General features: G+C 68.6%; 15 protein-coding genes. 3 read left to right on the top strand and 12 right to left on the bottom strand.

Annotated features, from left to right (window positions below):
- Nucleotides 1-30 precede the first annotated feature (30 nt).
- The gene (locus tag BJ988_RS25505) at nt 31-1,194 is read left to right on the top strand and encodes an ROK family transcriptional regulator (protein ID WP_179660649.1); all 1,164 of its coding nucleotides are present in this window, start codon (nt 31-33) and stop codon (nt 1,192-1,194) included.
- A gap of 46 nt (nt 1,195-1,240) precedes the next feature.
- Nucleotides 1,241-2,473, top strand: a complete 1,233-nt coding sequence (locus BJ988_RS25500) for a low temperature requirement protein A (RefSeq protein ID WP_343051788.1) — start codon at nt 1,241-1,243, stop codon at nt 2,471-2,473.
- 9 nt (nt 2,474-2,482) lie between these two features.
- Here BJ988_RS25500 and BJ988_RS25495 read toward each other — a convergent pair whose 3' ends face one another.
- From BJ988_RS25495 to BJ988_RS25460, 8 genes are all read right to left on the bottom strand, one after another.
- Nucleotides 2,483-3,127 carry an SIMPL domain-containing protein gene (locus BJ988_RS25495; protein ID WP_179660647.1) on the bottom strand — a complete coding sequence of 215 codons (645 nt, stop codon included), beginning with the start codon at nt 3,125-3,127 and terminating at the stop codon, nt 2,483-2,485.
- A gap of 103 nt (nt 3,128-3,230) precedes the next feature.
- Complete coding sequence (locus BJ988_RS25490) at nt 3,231-4,070, bottom strand: PadR family transcriptional regulator (protein ID WP_179660646.1); 840 nt, start codon at nt 4,068-4,070, stop codon at nt 3,231-3,233.
- A 162-nt stretch (nt 4,071-4,232) separates the two neighbouring features.
- Nucleotides 4,233-5,513: a mechanosensitive ion channel gene (locus tag BJ988_RS25485; RefSeq protein ID WP_179660645.1), complete on the bottom strand. Its 1,281-nt coding sequence runs from the start codon at nt 5,511-5,513 to the stop codon at nt 4,233-4,235.
- A gap of 199 nt (nt 5,514-5,712) precedes the next feature.
- A complete protein-coding gene (locus tag BJ988_RS25480) occupies nt 5,713-7,656 on the bottom strand; it encodes a M3 family metallopeptidase (RefSeq protein WP_179660644.1) in 1,944 nt (647 codons plus the stop codon).
- Nucleotides 7,657-7,724: 68 nt separating this feature from the next.
- The gene (locus tag BJ988_RS25475; protein WP_179660643.1) at nt 7,725-8,084 is read right to left on the bottom strand and encodes a YciI family protein; all 360 of its coding nucleotides are present in this window, start codon (nt 8,082-8,084) and stop codon (nt 7,725-7,727) included.
- 53 nt (nt 8,085-8,137) lie between these two features.
- Nucleotides 8,138-9,385: an RNA polymerase sigma factor gene (locus tag BJ988_RS25470; protein WP_179660642.1), complete on the bottom strand. Its 1,248-nt coding sequence runs from the start codon at nt 9,383-9,385 to the stop codon at nt 8,138-8,140.
- A gap of 7 nt (nt 9,386-9,392) precedes the next feature.
- Nucleotides 9,393-9,767: a YciI family protein gene (locus BJ988_RS25465; RefSeq protein ID WP_179660641.1), complete on the bottom strand. Its 375-nt coding sequence runs from the start codon at nt 9,765-9,767 to the stop codon at nt 9,393-9,395.
- A gap of 3 nt (nt 9,768-9,770) precedes the next feature.
- Nucleotides 9,771-10,148 (bottom strand): YciI family protein, encoded by a 378-nt coding sequence (locus BJ988_RS25460; RefSeq protein ID WP_179660640.1) that lies wholly within the window; start codon nt 10,146-10,148, stop codon nt 9,771-9,773.
- Between the two features lie 158 nt (nt 10,149-10,306).
- Here BJ988_RS25460 and BJ988_RS25455 point away from each other — a divergent pair, with 158 nt between their 5' ends.
- On the top strand, nt 10,307-11,626 hold the full coding sequence (locus BJ988_RS25455) for an MFS transporter (protein ID WP_179660639.1): 1,320 nt from the start codon (nt 10,307-10,309) through the stop codon (nt 11,624-11,626).
- On the opposite strand, the gene BJ988_RS25450 is transcribed toward BJ988_RS25455, so the two are convergent.
- From BJ988_RS25450 to BJ988_RS25435, 4 genes are all read right to left on the bottom strand, one after another.
- Nucleotides 11,603-12,436: an alpha/beta fold hydrolase gene (locus BJ988_RS25450; RefSeq protein ID WP_179660638.1), complete on the bottom strand. Its 834-nt coding sequence runs from the start codon at nt 12,434-12,436 to the stop codon at nt 11,603-11,605. The two genes, BJ988_RS25455 and BJ988_RS25450, sit on opposite strands and share 24 nt — an antisense overlap.
- Before the next feature lie 181 nt (nt 12,437-12,617).
- Complete coding sequence (locus tag BJ988_RS25445) at nt 12,618-13,718, bottom strand: glycosyltransferase family 2 protein (protein ID WP_343051787.1); 1,101 nt, start codon at nt 13,716-13,718, stop codon at nt 12,618-12,620.
- 223 nt (nt 13,719-13,941) lie between these two features.
- Nucleotides 13,942-14,856, bottom strand: a complete 915-nt coding sequence (locus BJ988_RS25440) for a pseudouridine-5'-phosphate glycosidase (RefSeq protein WP_179660636.1) — start codon at nt 14,854-14,856, stop codon at nt 13,942-13,944.
- Entirely contained in the window at nt 14,853-15,830 is a 978-nt protein-coding gene (locus tag BJ988_RS25435) for a carbohydrate kinase family protein (protein WP_246321571.1), read from the bottom strand. The genes BJ988_RS25440 and BJ988_RS25435 overlap by 4 nt, the downstream gene beginning before the upstream one ends.
- Nucleotides 15,831-15,833 lie beyond the last annotated feature (3 nt).

The raw sequence follows: 15,833 nt of genomic DNA, 5'->3' as shown, positions 1-15,833 counted from the left end.
GAAAGACATAAGTAGCGTACGCTTCGCCCCATGCCCGACTCCACAACGACCGCCGACGTACTCGCTCTGGTGCGCTCTGGCCGCGCCCTGACTCGCAGCGACCTGCAGAAGACGACCGGGCTGTCGCGTACGGCTGTGGTCTCTCGGGTCTCGGCCCTCGTCGAGGCCGGGCTGATCCTCGCCGGGGAGGAGCTCGCCTCGACCGGCGGCCGACCCCCGGGCTCGCTGAGCTTCAACGCCGACGCCGGGGTCGTCCTGGCGGTGGCGATCGGGCGCTCCCGGAGCCAGCTCGCCGTCTTCGACCTCGACGGCCGCGAGCTCGCCGGCGACACGCGTGACCACGAGGTCGGCATCGCCGCCGACGACCTCATGCCCGACGTCACCGACCGGCTCGAGCGGCTCCTGGAGGGCATCGAGCCGCCGGTTCTGGGCGTCGGGATGAGCCTTCCGGGCGTGGTCGACCCCGTCCGCCTGGTCTCGGTCGACTCACCGGTGATGCGAGGCTGGGACGGCGTCCCGCTCGCGCCCTACTTCGACCGGCTCACCGACGGCCCGCTGGTGCTCGTCAACGACACCGACGCGCTGGCCACGGCCGAGCTCTTCGGCAGCGGACTGCACCCGCGCGACGCGCTCGTCGTGAAGGCGTCGACCGGCCTCGGCCTGGCGGTCATCGCCGACGGCCGGGTCCTGCGCGGTCACGCCGGTGCCGTCGGCGAGATCGGCCACACTCGGGTCGAGTCCGCCGGCGATCGCCCCTGCCGCTGCGGCGCGACCGGCTGCCTGGAGACGGTCGCGGCGGGCTGGGCCCTGACCCAGGGCCTGGTCGACTCCGGCGTCTCCGCCGGCCACATCCGTGATCTCGTCGCGGCGGCCCTCGCCGGCGACGCCATCGCCCGGGGTCTGCTGCGCGAGGCCGGGCGGCAGCTCGGCGAGGTGCTGGCGATCGCGATCAACCTGCTCAACCCCGAGGTCGTCGTCATCGGCGGCGACATGGCCGGTGCCTTCGACCTCTACACCGCAGGCGTACGCGAGACCGTCTACTCCCGGTCGACCGCCCTGGCCACCCGCGACCTGACCTTCGTCCCCTCCACCCACGCCGACTCCACCGGCATGGTCGGCTGCGCCGCCGTGGTCATCAACCACCTGCTCTCGGCCGAGAGCCTCGACGTCCATCTCGGCGCGATCGCCAAGTAGCCCGACGTCCGGCGGACCACCCGTACCACGTCCTATCCTCACCAGGGTGAACTCAACCAGCAGCCTGCGACAGATGACCGGACGCGACCCGCGCGAGGAGCATCGGAGCGCGACGCCTCTGGAGCTGCTCTTCGACCTCACCTTCGTCGTGGCCTTCGGAGTGAGCGGCAGCGAGCTCGCCCATCAGCTCGCGGAGGGGCACATCGCGGCGGGGATCGCGGCGTTCTCCTTCGCGTCGTTCGCGATCTGCTGGGCCTGGATCAACTACTCCTGGATGGCCTCGGCCTACGACACCGACGACTGGGCGTTCCGGCTGCTGACGATGGTGCAGATGGTGGGCGTGATCATCATGGCTCTCGGCCTGCCGACGCTCTTCGAGAGCATCCACGGCGGCGACCGTCTCCACAACGAGATCGTGATCGCCGGGTACGTCGTGATGCGGGTCGCGCTGTGCGGCCAGTGGCTGCGCGCATGGCGTCAGGATCCGGCACGGCGCGGTGCGCACCAGGTCTACCTCGCCACCATCCTCGTCGCACAGGTGTTCTGGTGCGTGATCGCGGTGCTTCCGCTCAGCGTGCCGGTCGCGTTCGCGGCGATGCTCGTGCCGATGGTGATCGAGCTGACCGGCCCCTTTCTGGCCGAGCGTCGCTTCGGCGGCACCCCCTGGCACGCCGACCACATCGCCGAGCGCTACGGCCTGCTGACGATCATCACCCTCGGCGAGGGCGTGATCGGCACCGTCGCGGTGATGTCGGCGATCGTCAACGAGCCGGAGCTGGGCTGGAGCCTCGGCGCGATCCTTCTGCTCGCCGCCGGCATCGGCCTGACCTTCGGCCAGTGGTGGACCTACTTCACGATCCCGTGGGCCACCATGCTCGAGCGGCGCCGCGACCGCTCGTTCCTGTGGGGCTACATGCACATCCTGGTCTTCGCCTCGATCGCCGCCACCGGCGCCGGCCTGCACGTGGCCGCCTACCTGCTCGAGCACCACTCCGAGCTCAGCGAGGTCGGCACGGTCCTCGCCGTCGCGATTCCCGTCGGGTCGTACGCCCTGGTCCTCTATCTCCTCTACACCCTGTTCATGCGCGTCGTCGACCCGTTCCACCTGCTGCTGATCGGCCTCACCGCGGCCGTGCTGGTCGCCAGCGTCGTGATGGCGATCGCGGGCGTGCCGGTGGCCTGGTGTCTCGTCGTCGTCGTCCTGGCGCCGGTCGTCACCATCGTCGGCCATGAGACCGTCGGCCACCGCCACATTGCCGAACACCTCGACGCGCTCTGAGCGGGTCGGCTAGGAACCGACCGCGAACGCCGCCTCCACCTCGGCGTGGACCGTGATGTCGTCGGGGTCGAAGGCCAGATCTGGCGCCAGATCCATCTCTGGGCCGACGGCCATCGAGGCGTACGCGACGTCCTGGTGGAAGCCGACATCGTTGATGCTGCGCACGGAGACCGGACCGAGGTCGAGCGCGTCCGCGTAGTCCTGCGCGCGCACCTTGGCCTGGCGGACCGCCTCCTGGCGTACGCCACGCTCGGCGTTCAGCTGGCTCTCCTTGGTCAGCCGCCAGGACACCTCGCGCACCTGGACGCCCTCCTCGGTGGCGCTCCGGCCGACCCACGCGCCCAGCTCCTCGAAGTCGACGAACTCCGCCCGGAACCAGACCGTGGCGCGATGCACCACCGCCATTCGATCGCGGCCCTTGGGACCATCCCGGTCGACAGACGTGCGCGCCTGCTGGATGACGAATCGGCCGACGACGCCGTCGCTCTCGAGCCGCTGCAGCCTCTCGCGCACCCTCGCCACCCCCTGCCGTAGCCGATCCATCACGACCTCCGGCGAGGCCCCGGCGAACCGCACCTCCGCGTGCACCACCCCGACCTCCGGCGGCACTTCGACGCTGTGCGATCCGCGCACGTTGATCAGGATCTCGCTCACCCCAGGCACAGTACGCGCCGCGCGGGCGTGAATGTCCCGCGAAATCGCGTCGAGTCGGCGCATCGGTCCCAAGTTGCTGGGACAGATGCGCCGACTCGGTGGGTCAGGCCTTGGGCGCGGAGCCGGGCTCGCCGTCGTCGGTCTCCTCGACCTCGTCGATCTGCTCGGCTGTCACTCTGCCCTCACTGGGTACGGTCTCGTCGTCGCCGGCGGCCAGGAGGCCGTAGAGCTTGCGCCGGGTGTCGGCGAGGATGTCCGCTGCAGCCTGGCGCTGCGGGTCGGTGCCGGAGGTGGCGAGCTGCCACACGGCCGGGAGCACCTGGGCGAGCTCGCCGCCGAGGATCCCGAAGCCGGCGAGGTCGCCCATCCCCTGCCCGCCACGACCGCCACGGCTCTGCTCGCGAGCGTTGTCCACGGCCTTGTCGAACGGCTTCCACACGGCGGCCAGCTCGTCGCGGTGCTCGGCGGCGTAGGTCTTGCCGGTGGCGGTGAGCCGGATCGCCCGGCGACCGTGCTCGTCGTCGGACTCGACAAGGCCCTCGTCCTCGAGCTGCTGGATGGTCGGGTAGACCGAGCCGGGGCTCGGGCGCCACTCACCCGAGCTGCGCTCGGAGATCTGCTGGATCACCTGGTAGCCGTTGATCACCTGGGCCTGCTCGGCCGCCTCGGCCATCACGTAGATGATCGCGGAGCGTACGTCGCCTCGACGGACGCGGGGGCCGGGCCGCTGCGGGGGCTGGTTGTCGAAGCCGAGCAGCGCCGTGATCCACGGCGGCGGGCCGGCGGGTCCCCGACCGCGGCCCTGGGGGCCGCCCCATCCTGCTCCGCCCCAACCAGGGCCACCCTGCCAGCCATGTGAGCGGCGTGGGCCGCCGCCCTTGCCGAACTCTCGACCCATCTGGTCGATCCACTCACCCCAAGGGTTGCTGTTGTTGTACGTCATTGGGTTCTCTCTCTCAGAAGACTAGGTCGCGTTCCTTCGCGATATATCGTGATCTTACGCCGCTCCTCGCCGTCGTTCAAGGCAAATAGAAGAGAGCCCCCGGCTGCACCGAAGTACGGGCCGGGGGCTCCCTGAGTCAGACCCTGACGGTCCTCGCTGCGATCAGACGCCGGGCGTCTGGGGCGGCGGTGGAGTCGTCGGCGGGGTCGTCGGCGTCGTCGGGCTGGTCGACGAGCTCCCGCCACCGCTGGACTGGAGCCGCTCCAGCTGCTTGGCAGCAGCGTCGCGACCACCCAGGCCGAAGGCGAGCGCCGCGGCGGCGGCGCCACCGACGACCACGGCACCGAAGCCGAGGTTGATGATGGAGTCGGCCAGACCCATGAAGCTCAGGCCGATCGCGACGAACAGCACGATCGTGGCGTACTTCAGGATCTGCGAGACCGATCCCGGCACGATCTTCGCGAGCACCGAGGCGATCAGGACACCGGCAGCGATGATCGCGCCGCCGAAGACGACCCGTCCACCGAGCTCGAGAACCTCGGCGATGAACCTCGTGATCTGCGGGAACTCCAGCATCTGCGCCGCCATCACGGCGAAGAAGAGCACGATGCCGATCTGGATCACCTTGGTGACGATCGGGGTCGCGCTCTGACCCTGCGGCAGCACGTCCATGGAGTGGAGCGCCCGGTCGAAGCCGAGCCCGTCGATGATCTGACCGAGGACGTCGGCGGCGAAGCGGGCGATGACCACACCGATACCGAGCAGGATCGCGGCAGCGATGATCTTCGGGATCGCGGCGAGGATCATGGCGAGCATGAGCTCGGCAGGCCGCGAGATCGAGCTGATCCCGAGAATCTGCAGAGCAGCGATGGCCACCACGATCATGATGATCGCGTAGAGCACGAGACCGATGACCTTAACGATCTGCGCGGCTGCGCCCGACTGCGGAGCCGACGCGTCGCGCGGGTCCGCGGCGGCGTTCACGCCGACCGTCTTGTCAACCTGGCCGGAGAGCTTGCTGCCGCTGCCGAGCCACTTGTCGAACGGGACCGCACCGAGCGCGGTCTCGACGAGCTGACGGACGACCTTGGCGACGAGCGCACCGATGATGAAGACGAAGACCGCGCCGATCAGGTTGGGCAGGAAGCCCAGCACGCCGTCGAGCAGGCTCTTGATCGGGTCCAGCACAGCGGTGAGCTGGAACAGGTCGAGCAGTGCGATCAGACCGAAGAGCCACACCAATAGCGCGGCCACGGAGCCGAGGCTCTTGCCGATGGTGTCCCCGTCGCTTCCAGCCTTCTGGAGGAACGGGATCTTCGAGGTCAGCTTCGCGAACGCCCACGCGACGATCTTCGCGATGATCCAGGTGACCAGGAGGATGACAATCGCGGCGGCCACCTTGCCACCGAGACTCACCCAGTCGATGTCTTTCACGGCATCCATTTGTCTCTCCCCTCAATAGGGTTCGGAGAAGGTGCCTGAGATCGACGAGCAGCCCGAGTGATGCACGCAACAGGCACCTCTGCTTCCAGAGACGTTCGTCCAGATGTGACGCCGACGCAAGTCTGGCGCTCCATCAGACGCAAATAAGCAAATCATTTACAATCTCGCGGCGCCTGCGTCGAACGCGGCGAAACGTTGCCTAAGAGACCAACCAGGCCGCGTACGCATCGAAGGAATACGGTCGTCCAAGGAAGTCGGCGACCAAGTCGGCGGCGTCCTTCTCGCCCCCGCGGGCGAGCACCAGGTCGCGGTATCGACCGGCCACCTCGGGGTCGAACAGGTTGTCCCGGTCGAAGGCGCTGAACAGGTCCTTGGCGATCACCAGCGACCACATATAGGTGTAGTAGGCCGAGGAGTAGCCGCCCAGGTGTCCGAAGTTGGCGAAGAAGTGGGTGCCCTCGATATAGGGATAGGGCGAGTACGCCGCCTGGAGCTCCTGGAGACGCCTGGTCAGGTCGTCGGGCTGCTCCTTGTGGAACCAGTAGGAGATCGCGGCGTAGAACATCTGCTGCCGGGCGTGGTAGCCCTTGCCGAAGTCGTCGGCCGCCCGCATCCGCCCGACCAGGTCGGCCGGGATCGGCTCGCCGGTCTCGTCGGTGGCGAAGGTCCGCAGCACGTCCGCGTCCCAGGCCCACTCCTCGAGCATCTGGCTGGGCGCCTCGACGAAGTCCCACTCCGTCGCGACCCCGGAGAACCGCGCCCACTCGCCCTGCCCACCGAGGACGTGGTGGATCAGGTGGCCGAACTCGTGGAAGAGGGTCACGACGTGGTCGTGCTCCATCAGTCCGCGGGAGAAGTTGCAGACCAGCACGCCCTCGGGCAACTGCCGGCCGTTCACGCCGGGGGCGAGGTCGAACTGCGCGGCGTGCTTGTACTTGCCCTCGCGGGGGTGGAGGTCGAGATAGATCCGGCCGAGGCGCTCGTTGCTGTCCTGCAAAAAGACGTCGAAGACGCTGACGTCCTCGTGCCAGGTGACGACGTCGGAGACCGGTTCATAGCGCAGCCCGAAGAGGCGTCCGGTGACGTCCAGCAGCCCCTGGTGCACTTTCGCGAAGTCGAAGAACGTACGCACCACCTGGCTGTCGACGTCGTACTTCTCCTGGCGCACCAGCTCCTCGTAGAAGAGGACGTCGGCCGACGAGACGGCACTGGCTCCCGGGACGTCCCGGTTGTAGCGGTCGAGGAGCACCTCGAGGTCACGCTTCATCCGCCCCTCGGAGGCGCCGGCGATCTTGTCGATGAACTCCGGGATCGCCGGTCCGTCGCCGATCATCTTCACTGCGGCGTCGAAGGCTGGCCAGTCGTCGTAACCGACCGAGGTGGCCAGCTCGTGGCGCAGCTCGAACATCTCCTTCAAGACCTTGTCGTTGTGCGGCCAGCCGCGCTCGAGGCCTGCGACAGTGACGGCGCGACGGACCGAGGGGTCCTTCGCGAACATCCGCGCCGGGAGGGCGTCCGGATAGTCGGTGGTGATCTCGACGAGCCCCTTGTCGTTGACCGGGTGCGCCTCCAGCCAGTCGGCGGGCATCCCGTCCAGCTGTTCGGACGTGGCTGTGGTGATGCGTACGTCGTCCCTGGTCACGCGGGAGAACTCGAGGCTGAGCTCGGTGAGCCGTTCGTTGATCTCGGTGAGCCGGGCACGGGTGGCGTCGTCGCGGTCGACGCCCGCGCGGGTGAAGTCCTGCAAGGTCTTCTCCAGGAGCCTGGCGGCGAGCGGGTCGAGCGCGTCGGTCTGGCCGGCGGAGAACTGTGCCGACAGCTGGGCGAAGACGTCGTAGAGCGCTTTGTCCTGGGTGAGCTCGGTGCGCAGGCGGTCGACCTCGACCTCGGTGTCCTCGCAGGCGGTGCGGACCGCCTCGACGGGGTGCACGTTGGAGAGCAGACCGGCCAGCCCGGCGAGAGAGCCGAGCTCGAGGGAGAGCTGGTCCCAGGCCTTCAGCACCTCGATCGCCTGGCTCGGCGGCGCAGTCCGCAGCTGCTCGGCCAGCTCCCGCACGTGAGCCAGCGTCGTCGACGTACGCTCCTTGACCCAGCCCTCCGCGGCGTCGGTCTCGGGCAGGGCAAGCGGCTCAGGCGTACTCATGCGGCTAGCCTGCCACGACCTGGAACGCTTCGCCGCCGAGATCCAGCGAAGCGTTCCAGGCGCAGGGCTCACTCCCAGCTGAACATCTCCGGGAACCGGTGGACCTCCTGCGGCCAGTCGAGCGCGACGGCCAACCGGCCAGCCCAGTAGCGGGCCGCGGCCTCGTCGGGGACGTCGATGACGCAGAAGCCGCCGAGGTGCTCCTTGGTCTCGACATACGGGCCGTCGGTGAAGACCGGCTCGCCGTTGTCGGCCTCGACGCTGAAGATGGCGGTCGAGGCGTCGATCCCGCCGTTGCTGTAGAGGAAGATCCCAGCGGCCTTCATCTCGTCGAGCACCGCCAGGGACGCATCGCGCTTCGTGCGCAGCTGGTCCATCGTGTGCTCGGAGACCCATTCGTCGTTGAAAGCGATCATGAACTCGGGCATTCGGTTTCGTCTCCTCGTCTACTCGGCGATCCGGGTGACCGCCTCTCTTGCGTTCAGCTGGGTCCGAGCTGATCCCTGCGCCTGGTCAGCAGCGCCACCTCGGCGGAGTTCTCGGCGAGCTCGAGAGCCCGGTCGTACGCCGCGCGGGACTCTCCGCTGCGGCCCAGCCGGCGCAGCAGGTCGGCCCTGGTGGCGTGCAGGGCGTGGTATTCGTCCAGGCTGGGTCCCAGGTGCCGGTCGATCTCGGCGAGCGCGACCTCGGGGCCGTCCAGCTCCGCGATCGCGATCGCGCGGTTGAGCCGGACGATCGGCGAGGCGTCGACGCGGAGCATCTGGTCATAGAGCGCGACGATCTGGGACCAGTCGGTGTCACGGGCATCTCTCACCGAGGTGTGGACGGCGTTGATGGCGGCCAGGATCTGGTAGCGCCCTGGTCGTGGACCGCCGTTCGCGACGACGGCGAGCCGTTCACGCACCAGCGCATGGCCCTCGGCGATCAGCGCGAGATCCCAGGCGCCGCGGTCCTGCTCGTCTAGCCGGACCAGCTCGCCGGTGGCCGAGACCCGAGCCGTACGCCGCGCCTCGATCAGCAGCATCAGGGCCAGCAGCCCGGCGACCTCACCATCCTCAGGGATGAGGGCACGGACGAGGCGGGTCAGCCGGATGGCCTCGCCGGTCAGGTCGCCGCGTACGGCGTTCTCGTGGCCACCCGAGGAGAGGTAACCCTCGTTGAAGACCAGGAAGAGGACGGCCAGGACGCCCGTGACCCGCTCTGGGAGATCGGTCTCTTCCGGGACCCGGTAAGGGATGTGGGCGGCCTTGATCTTGTTCTTCGCGCGGGTGATCCGCTGGCCCATCGTGGTCTCCTGGACCAGGAACGCCTTGGAGATCTCGGGCACGGTCAGGCCGCCGACCATACGCAGCGTCAGCGCGATCCGCGCCTCGGGCGCGAGCGCGGGGTGGCAGCAGGTGAAGAGCAGCCGGAGCCGATCGTCCTCGATGGCGCCGAGAGGCTCGTGCGGGGTGTCATCGTGCATCGCGACGGCCTCCTTCTGCTTGTCGTCACGTTTGGACTCGCGGCGGATCCGGTCGATCGCGCGGCGGTTGGCGGTGGTGGTGAGCCAGGCGCCAGGGTTGGGTGGGACGCCATCGAGCGGCCAGCGCTCGACAGCGACCGTGAACGCCTCGGCCGCGGCCTCCTCGGCGATGTCGAGGTCACCGAAGCGTCTGGCGAGACTGGCGACCACCCGTGCCCACTCCTCTTGGTGGGCGCGGGTGATCGCCTCTGCAACGTCGATCAACGGCGCCTCACGCCCCGATCTCTGCGTCGATCGGACGCAGCTCGAGCCTTCCCCTGCATGCCGCCGACGCCTCCTCGGCGACGCTGAGCGCGGTATGCCTGTCGGGCACGTCGATGACCCAGAAGCCCGCGAGGTGCTCTTTGGCCTCTGTGTAGGGGCCGTCGGTGTGGACGGGGGACTCCCCCAGGGCATCGATGACGGTCGCGGTGCGCGGGTGGCCGAGACCATCGGCGTAGACGAACCAGCCGTTCTTTGTGAGCTTCTCGGTCAGCGTCCCGACGTCCGCGTGGGACTGCTGCAGCTCCTCGGCCGAGCTGAGGCCGTAGAACTCGTCGTCGAGCTCGGCCTCGGTACCGAAGACGGACAGCAGATATTTCCCCATGACTCAGGCCGCCTCGGGGCCGGTCTGCATCGGGCGCACCTCGACCTTGCCGAGGCACGCGGCAGAGGCCTCGGCGGCAAGCTTGAGCGCGACGTCGAGATCGGGGACGTCGATGATCCAGAAGCCGGCCATGTACTCCTTGGCCTCTGCGTAGGGGCCGTCGGTGATGACCGGCTTCTCGCCCTGGCCGTCGACGACGGTCGAGGTCTTCGCGGCATCGAGACCGTCGGCGAAGACGAAGTAGCCCTCCTGCTGGAGCTTGTCGTTGAACTTTCCGGTCGCCTCGAACGAGGACATCATCTCCTCCTGCGAGGCGTAGCCGTAGTGCTCCTTCTCGTAGTCCGAGTCGGGACCCCAGACGGACATCAGGTACTTGGCCATGGTGTTCACTCCTTTGTGTTGGGCGGCCTCGGTGACCGCCTCTCACCCTTGCTACGAACGTCTACACCCCGATCCGACACCCCTGGCCCGAATTTCTCCAGAGAAATTCAGGTCTTTACTATTTGGTGGTTCTCGACAGGCACGACCACCGGAGCAGAATGACCATCGCCGCACGGCTCAAGGGTGTCGTCGCCGACACCCGTCCGCTGCAGGATCCGCACTTCCGGCGCCTGTGGTTCGCCGGGATCGTCACCATGATCGGCGCGCAGCTGACCGTCGTCGCGGTGCCGGCCCAGATCTACGCCGACACCGGCTCCTCGGCGTACGTCGGCCTCACCGGTGTCTTCGGTCTGGTCCCGCTGATCGTCTTCGGTCTCTACGGTGGGGCGCTCGCGGACCACTTCGACCGCCGTACGATCCTGATGGTCTCGACGATCGGGCTGATCGTCACCAGCGGGCTCTTCTGGCTCCAGTCCGCGCTCGGCAACACCAACGTGTGGCTGCTGCTGTGCCTGTTCTCGGTGCAGCAGGCGTTCTTCGCGGTCAACCAGCCGACCCGGTCGGCGCTGCTGCCCAAGATCCTGCCCGTCCATCTGCTTCCGGCCGCCAACTCGCTGCAGATGACCGTCTTCCAGGCGGGCGCGATCGCGGGCCCGCTGGTCGCCGGCGTGATGCTGCCGTTCACCGGGTTCACCTGGTTGTACGCCATCGACACCGTCACCCTCTTCGTGACCCTCTACGCGGTCGTCCTGCTGCCGAAGCTGCCGGTGGAGGGTGCCGGCGCCAGGGTCCCGGGGCTGCGTTCGGTCTGGGACGGCTTCGCCTATCTGCGTCACCAGCCTGTCTTGCTGATGAGCTTCGTGGTCGACCTGATCGCGATGGTCTTCGCGATGCCGCGGGCGCTGTTCCCGCAGATCGCGCACGAGTCCTTCGGCGGCCCCTCGGAGGGCGGGATCGCCTTCGCCTTGCTCTTCGCCGCCATTCCGGCCGGCGCGGTGATCGGCGGGATCTTCTCCGGTTGGGTCTCCCGGATCGAGGCCCAGGGGCGTGTGGTCATGTGGTGCATCGCCGTGTGGGCTCTGGGGATCACCCTGTTCGGGCTCACTGTCGCGTTCGCCGACCACCTCCCGGCCCTCATGCTGGGGCTCGGCGTGCTCTTCATGATGGTCGCCGGCGCCGCCGACGTGGCCTCCGCGGCCATCCGGATGTCGATGCTCCAAACAGCAGCGGACGACAACGTACGCGGCCGGCTGCAGGGCGTCTTCACGGTCGTCGTCGCGGGCGGCCCTCGGGTCGCCGACGTCCTGCACGGCGGTGCCGCAGCCGTCGTCGGCACCGCGATCGCGACCACCGGAGGTGGTCTGTTGAACCTGCTCGGGATCGCGCTGTGCGCGCTACTGGCCCCGAGCTTCCTCGCCTACCGGATCAACCGGGCCGCTCCCGACGACGCTGTGTCAGACCACGAAGGCCCGAAGTAGGCCCGCGAGCACCTCCGGCTGGTCGATCGGCACCAGCGTCGAGGAGTCCTCGACGATCACCAGCCGCGCGTCGGGGTAGTGACCGGCGAGCCGGGGACCGTGTTCGGCGGGCATCATCGTGTCCTGGTCGGCCCAGACCACGAGCACGGGCTTGGTGAACTTCTGCTGACCCTCGGCCAGCTCGAGCAGCTCGTCGCGCGAGGGCGCTCCGCCGGCGAACTTCATGAAATCGCGGCGGATCGCCTTGTCGGTCAGCGCCGGCGCGAACCAGCCGTGAACGAGGTCGTCGTAGAGGTGGTAGTCCTTGTCGACCGACATCCCGCCATATCCCGAGCTCGCCTGCCGGAAGCTTCGCATCCGGAGCAACTGCAGCCCGGCGGTGAACAGCGGCGGGATCTTCGACAGCACAGCCAGCGGCCTGGCCGCCTTCGGCGGGTAGTTGTCGAAGGCCTCGCACGCCACCAGTGCCAGCCGCGCGATGCGGTCGGTGCGGTCGGCGTTGATGAGGAACTGGCCGCCACCCCAGTCGTTGAGGACCAGGGTGACGTCGTGGAGGTCGAGCGCGTCGAGGAAGTCGCCGAGGATGCTCGCCACACCCTGCTGGCTGAGGTCCGCGTCGGGGTTCATCGGCTTGCGATGGCCGCCGAGCGGCAGCGTCGGCCGGATCACCCGGAACCCGGCGAGATGAGGCATCGCGCGACGCCACAGACGGCCGTCCATCGGCACTCCGTGAAGGAGCACTAGGACAGGGCCGTCACCGCCGGTATCCTCGAAATCGATCGGACCGGCCGACAGCTGGACGCTGGGCATTCAGTGGGCTCCTCGAAGCAATGACGTGGGGTGCCCACACCTTGCCCCTCCGGCAACACCCGTGCAACGAGAATCGCCCAATTCGCCACGCATCCGGGTCTATCGCAGGTCTTTGGTCCCTGGGGCCGGGGCCTTCCGATACGACCTGGGGTTTCTTGCGTCAGCCGCGGGGCTGTCGGCCTCAGAGCCCGACCGGCAGGTCCTCGGCGGCGGCGAACGCCTCGATCGTCCTGGCAGGGCCCCGCTCGTCGATCATCTCGATGAGGTCGGCGAGGTCGTCGCGACGGTCTCGCGCGACCAGCCAGGCCATCAGCCGCTGGCCACGCGGGACGGTGGTCTCCTCGAAGGGGACGCCGGCGTCGTACCAGAGCTCGAGGACGGCCTCGCGAAGCAGCGACCAGTAGCGGTCGGGGTTCTCGGTGGCGGGGTCGACCGCAGCCCGGAAGTGCTCCCACATGTCGATCGGGAGGATCTCGGTGCGCAGCGTCCGCATCAGCTCCTCGGAGCCGGTGGCCGCCACCAGCTCCACGGTCTGGCGCTTGGTGGTGATCCGCTCGACCAGGTTGGCGATCTGGGCCCGCTTCTGGGTGGCGGAGGACAGGTCGTTCCGGACCCGCCAGTCGTAGACGACGTCGGTGAGGACGTCGAAGCTCCGGGCTGCCAGGAACGCCTGTGTCAGCGCCACCTGGTCCTGGTAGCGGGTGCGCTCGGGGAAGGTGATGTCGTTGTCGGTCCAGAAGGAGCGCCGGAAGATCTTGTTCCAGACGAACACGTCCGCGAGCATCAGCGGCGCATCCTCGATCCGGCACTTGAGGCGCGTCCGGGAATGGTTGCGGCGCATCAGCGGGGTGACGTACCTCCGCTCCTCGCCGTCGACGACGCTCACTCGTTCGGCGGCGCCGACCGCGAAATCGGAGCCCGTACGCCGCAGCGACCGCAGCATCGTGGTCCAGGCGTCGCGGGGCAGGATGTCGTCTGGGTCGACGAAGGTGAGCAGGTCACCGGTGGCGGCCTCGATCCCGGCACGACGGGCGATGGAGACGCCGGAGTTGGGCTGGGTGATCAGCCTGACCCGGGGGTCGTTCGCGGAGATGCCCTTGACGATCTCGGCGGACCCGTCCGTCGAGCCGTCGTCGACGACGACGACCTCGATGGCGCGGACCTCACGCAGGGGCTGGCGCAGGATGCTGTCGAGGCTGTCGGCGACGTAGTCGGCCACGTTGTAGACCGGCACGACGACGCTGAGGAGCCTCGGCTTGCCCTTCCTCCTGAATACCCCCACGCAAACGGAGTCTAAAGGGGTGTACATCAGCGCACCGCCGCCATCGTGAGCGTGTCGACCGGGGGGCCGTCCGTGGCGATGACCGCGAACGCGGTGCGCCAGGAAGGGGCCGTCGCGGTCGGGCCAATGTGGGGGCAATCGGTCACGGGAGGATCAACGCACAATCAAACGAGACGTTAGGCCGATCACGGTGTCTCCGGGGTGAACGAGCGGTGAGCGTTCGTCACAACGCGGCATGGTGAGCGTACGACGCGGCCATCCTGGCGCCGAAGGCTGCGTTGTCACGCACCAGCGCGATGTTGGTCGCCAGCGAGTCGCCGCCGGTCAGCTCGACGATCCGGGCCAGCAGGAACGGGGTGATGTCCTTGCCGCGGACGTCGCGTTCCTCGGCATCTGCGAGGGCCCGATCGATGTGCGCCCCGATCACCTCGGCCGGGATCTCGTCGCCGACCGGGACCGGGTTGGCGATGACCAGGCCGCTGGGGAGGTCGAGGCCCCAGGTGGCCTTCATGACGGCGGCCGCCACGTCCGGTCCATCGATCCGCAGCGGCGCTGCGAAACCGGAGCTGCGGGAGTAGAAGGCCGGGAACTCGTCGCTGCCGTTGACCAGGACGGGCACCCCGTAGGTCTCCAGGGTCTCCAACGTCAGGCCGATGTCGAGGATCGACTTCACGCCGGCACTCACCACCGCGACCCGGGTGCGGGCGAGCTCGGTCAGGTCGGCGGAGATGTCGAAGGACGTAGCGGCGCCCCGGTGTACGCCGCCGAGCCCACCGGTCACGAACGTCCTGATCCCGGCCATGGCCGCCAGGCGCATGGTGGCCGCGACCGTCGTCGCGCCGTGGAGACCGCGGGCGACGACGTAGGGAAGGTCGCGCACGCTGACCTTGGTCACCTCGGGGTCGGAGGCGAGGATCTCCAGGTCGTCCGGGGTCAGGCCCGCGCGCGGGATGCCGTCGAGGAGCGCGATCGTGGCCGGGACGGCCCCGTTGTCACGCACGATCTGCTCGACCTCGGTGGCCATCTTGACGTTGTCGGGGTAGGGCATTCCGTGGCTGATGATCGTCGACTCCAGTGCGACGACCGGGCGGTCCTCGGCGAGCGCCGCCTCGACCTCCTCGGTGAGCCGGACCTTCACGCCAGCCCCTCAGAGATTGCGCGGACAGGGCCGCCTGCTGCGCAATCTCTGACGAGGCTCTCGCTGAGATCCATCCTGACGGTGTCGTTGGTGCCGCAGGTGAGCGCGGCGGCGGCATGCCCGAACCGCGCCGCCTGGACCAGGTCGATGTCGCGGAGCAGCTCGTGGGTGAAGGCGGCGAGCATCGCGTCGCCGGCGCCGGTGACGTCGACGACATCCGTCGGCATGGCGGGAAGCTCCTGGTAGACGTCGTTGTAGCTGATCACCGAACCGCGGGCGCCCAGACGGACCCAGACGACGCCGACGCCGCGGTCGTGCAGGGAGTGGACGGCCTTCTCGATCTCCGCGTCGGTGCCGGCAGGCAGGTCGGTCAGCGCGGCCAGCTCGGCCTGGTTGGGCGTGACCAGATAGAGCTCACGATCGGCGCGGATCAGCTCACGCGCCCGCTTCGCCTTCGGCACCGAGACCGGGTCGAAACCGACCTGCACGCCGAACTCGCGGGCGAGGTCGATCGCCATGTCGGCCGTGCGGACCGGGATGTTGCCCTCGACGAGCACACCGCGAGCGCCCTTGATCAGGTCACGGGCCGCCTCCACGACCAGCGGGGAGAACTCGTCGGTCGCCGCCATGTCGGCCACCGCCACCACCAGCTCGCCCGAGGAGTCGAGCACGGCGTTGTAGGTGCCAGTGCGTACGTCTGCCCGGCGCCGGACGTAGGTGCAGTCGACGCCGACATCCTCGGTGTAGCTGATCACCTCGTCGCCGATCGGGTCGTCGCCGACGACCGAGACGAGCGCCACCGAGTCACCGAGCCGGGCGAGGTTCTCCGCCACGTTGCGGCCGACACCGCCGGGCGAGATCCCCGCAGATCCGGACATGCTCGAACCCATCACCACCTGCTCGTGCGCCCGAGCATGGAGATCCATGTTGGAACCGCCGATCACGACGATGTCTGGCGGGGATTGCGGGTTCATCAC

It is taken from the genome of Nocardioides panzhihuensis, assembly GCF_013408335.1.
Lineage (GTDB): Bacteria > Actinomycetota > Actinomycetes > Propionibacteriales > Nocardioidaceae > Nocardioides > Nocardioides panzhihuensis.
The sequence above is the reverse complement of the archived record's forward strand: the minus strand, read 5'-3'. Positions and strand labels throughout refer to the sequence as shown.

Coding starts and splice junctions, on each gene's coding strand:
- BJ988_RS25475 (WP_179660643.1), bottom strand. CDS start 8,084: ATGCCCGAGTTCATGATCGCTTTCAACGACGAATGGGTCTCCGAGCAC.
- BJ988_RS25455 (WP_179660639.1), top strand. CDS start 10,307: ATGACCATCGCCGCACGGCTCAAGGGTGTCGTCGCCGACACCCGTCCG.
- BJ988_RS25450 (WP_179660638.1), bottom strand. CDS start 12,436: ATGCCCAGCGTCCAGCTGTCGGCCGGTCCGATCGATTTCGAGGATACC.
- BJ988_RS25490 (WP_179660646.1), bottom strand. CDS start 4,070: ATGACGTACAACAACAGCAACCCTTGGGGTGAGTGGATCGACCAGATG.
- BJ988_RS25485 (WP_179660645.1), bottom strand. CDS start 5,513: ATGGATGCCGTGAAAGACATCGACTGGGTGAGTCTCGGTGGCAAGGTG.
- BJ988_RS25435 (WP_246321571.1), bottom strand. CDS start 15,830: ATGAACCCGCAATCCCCGCCAGACATCGTCGTGATCGGCGGTTCCAAC.
- BJ988_RS25505 (WP_179660649.1), top strand. CDS start 31: ATGCCCGACTCCACAACGACCGCCGACGTACTCGCTCTGGTGCGCTCT.
- BJ988_RS25465 (WP_179660641.1), bottom strand. CDS start 9,767: ATGGGGAAATATCTGCTGTCCGTCTTCGGTACCGAGGCCGAGCTCGAC.
- BJ988_RS25480 (WP_179660644.1), bottom strand. CDS start 7,656: ATGAGTACGCCTGAGCCGCTTGCCCTGCCCGAGACCGACGCCGCGGAG.
- BJ988_RS25460 (WP_179660640.1), bottom strand. CDS start 10,148: ATGGCCAAGTACCTGATGTCCGTCTGGGGTCCCGACTCGGACTACGAG.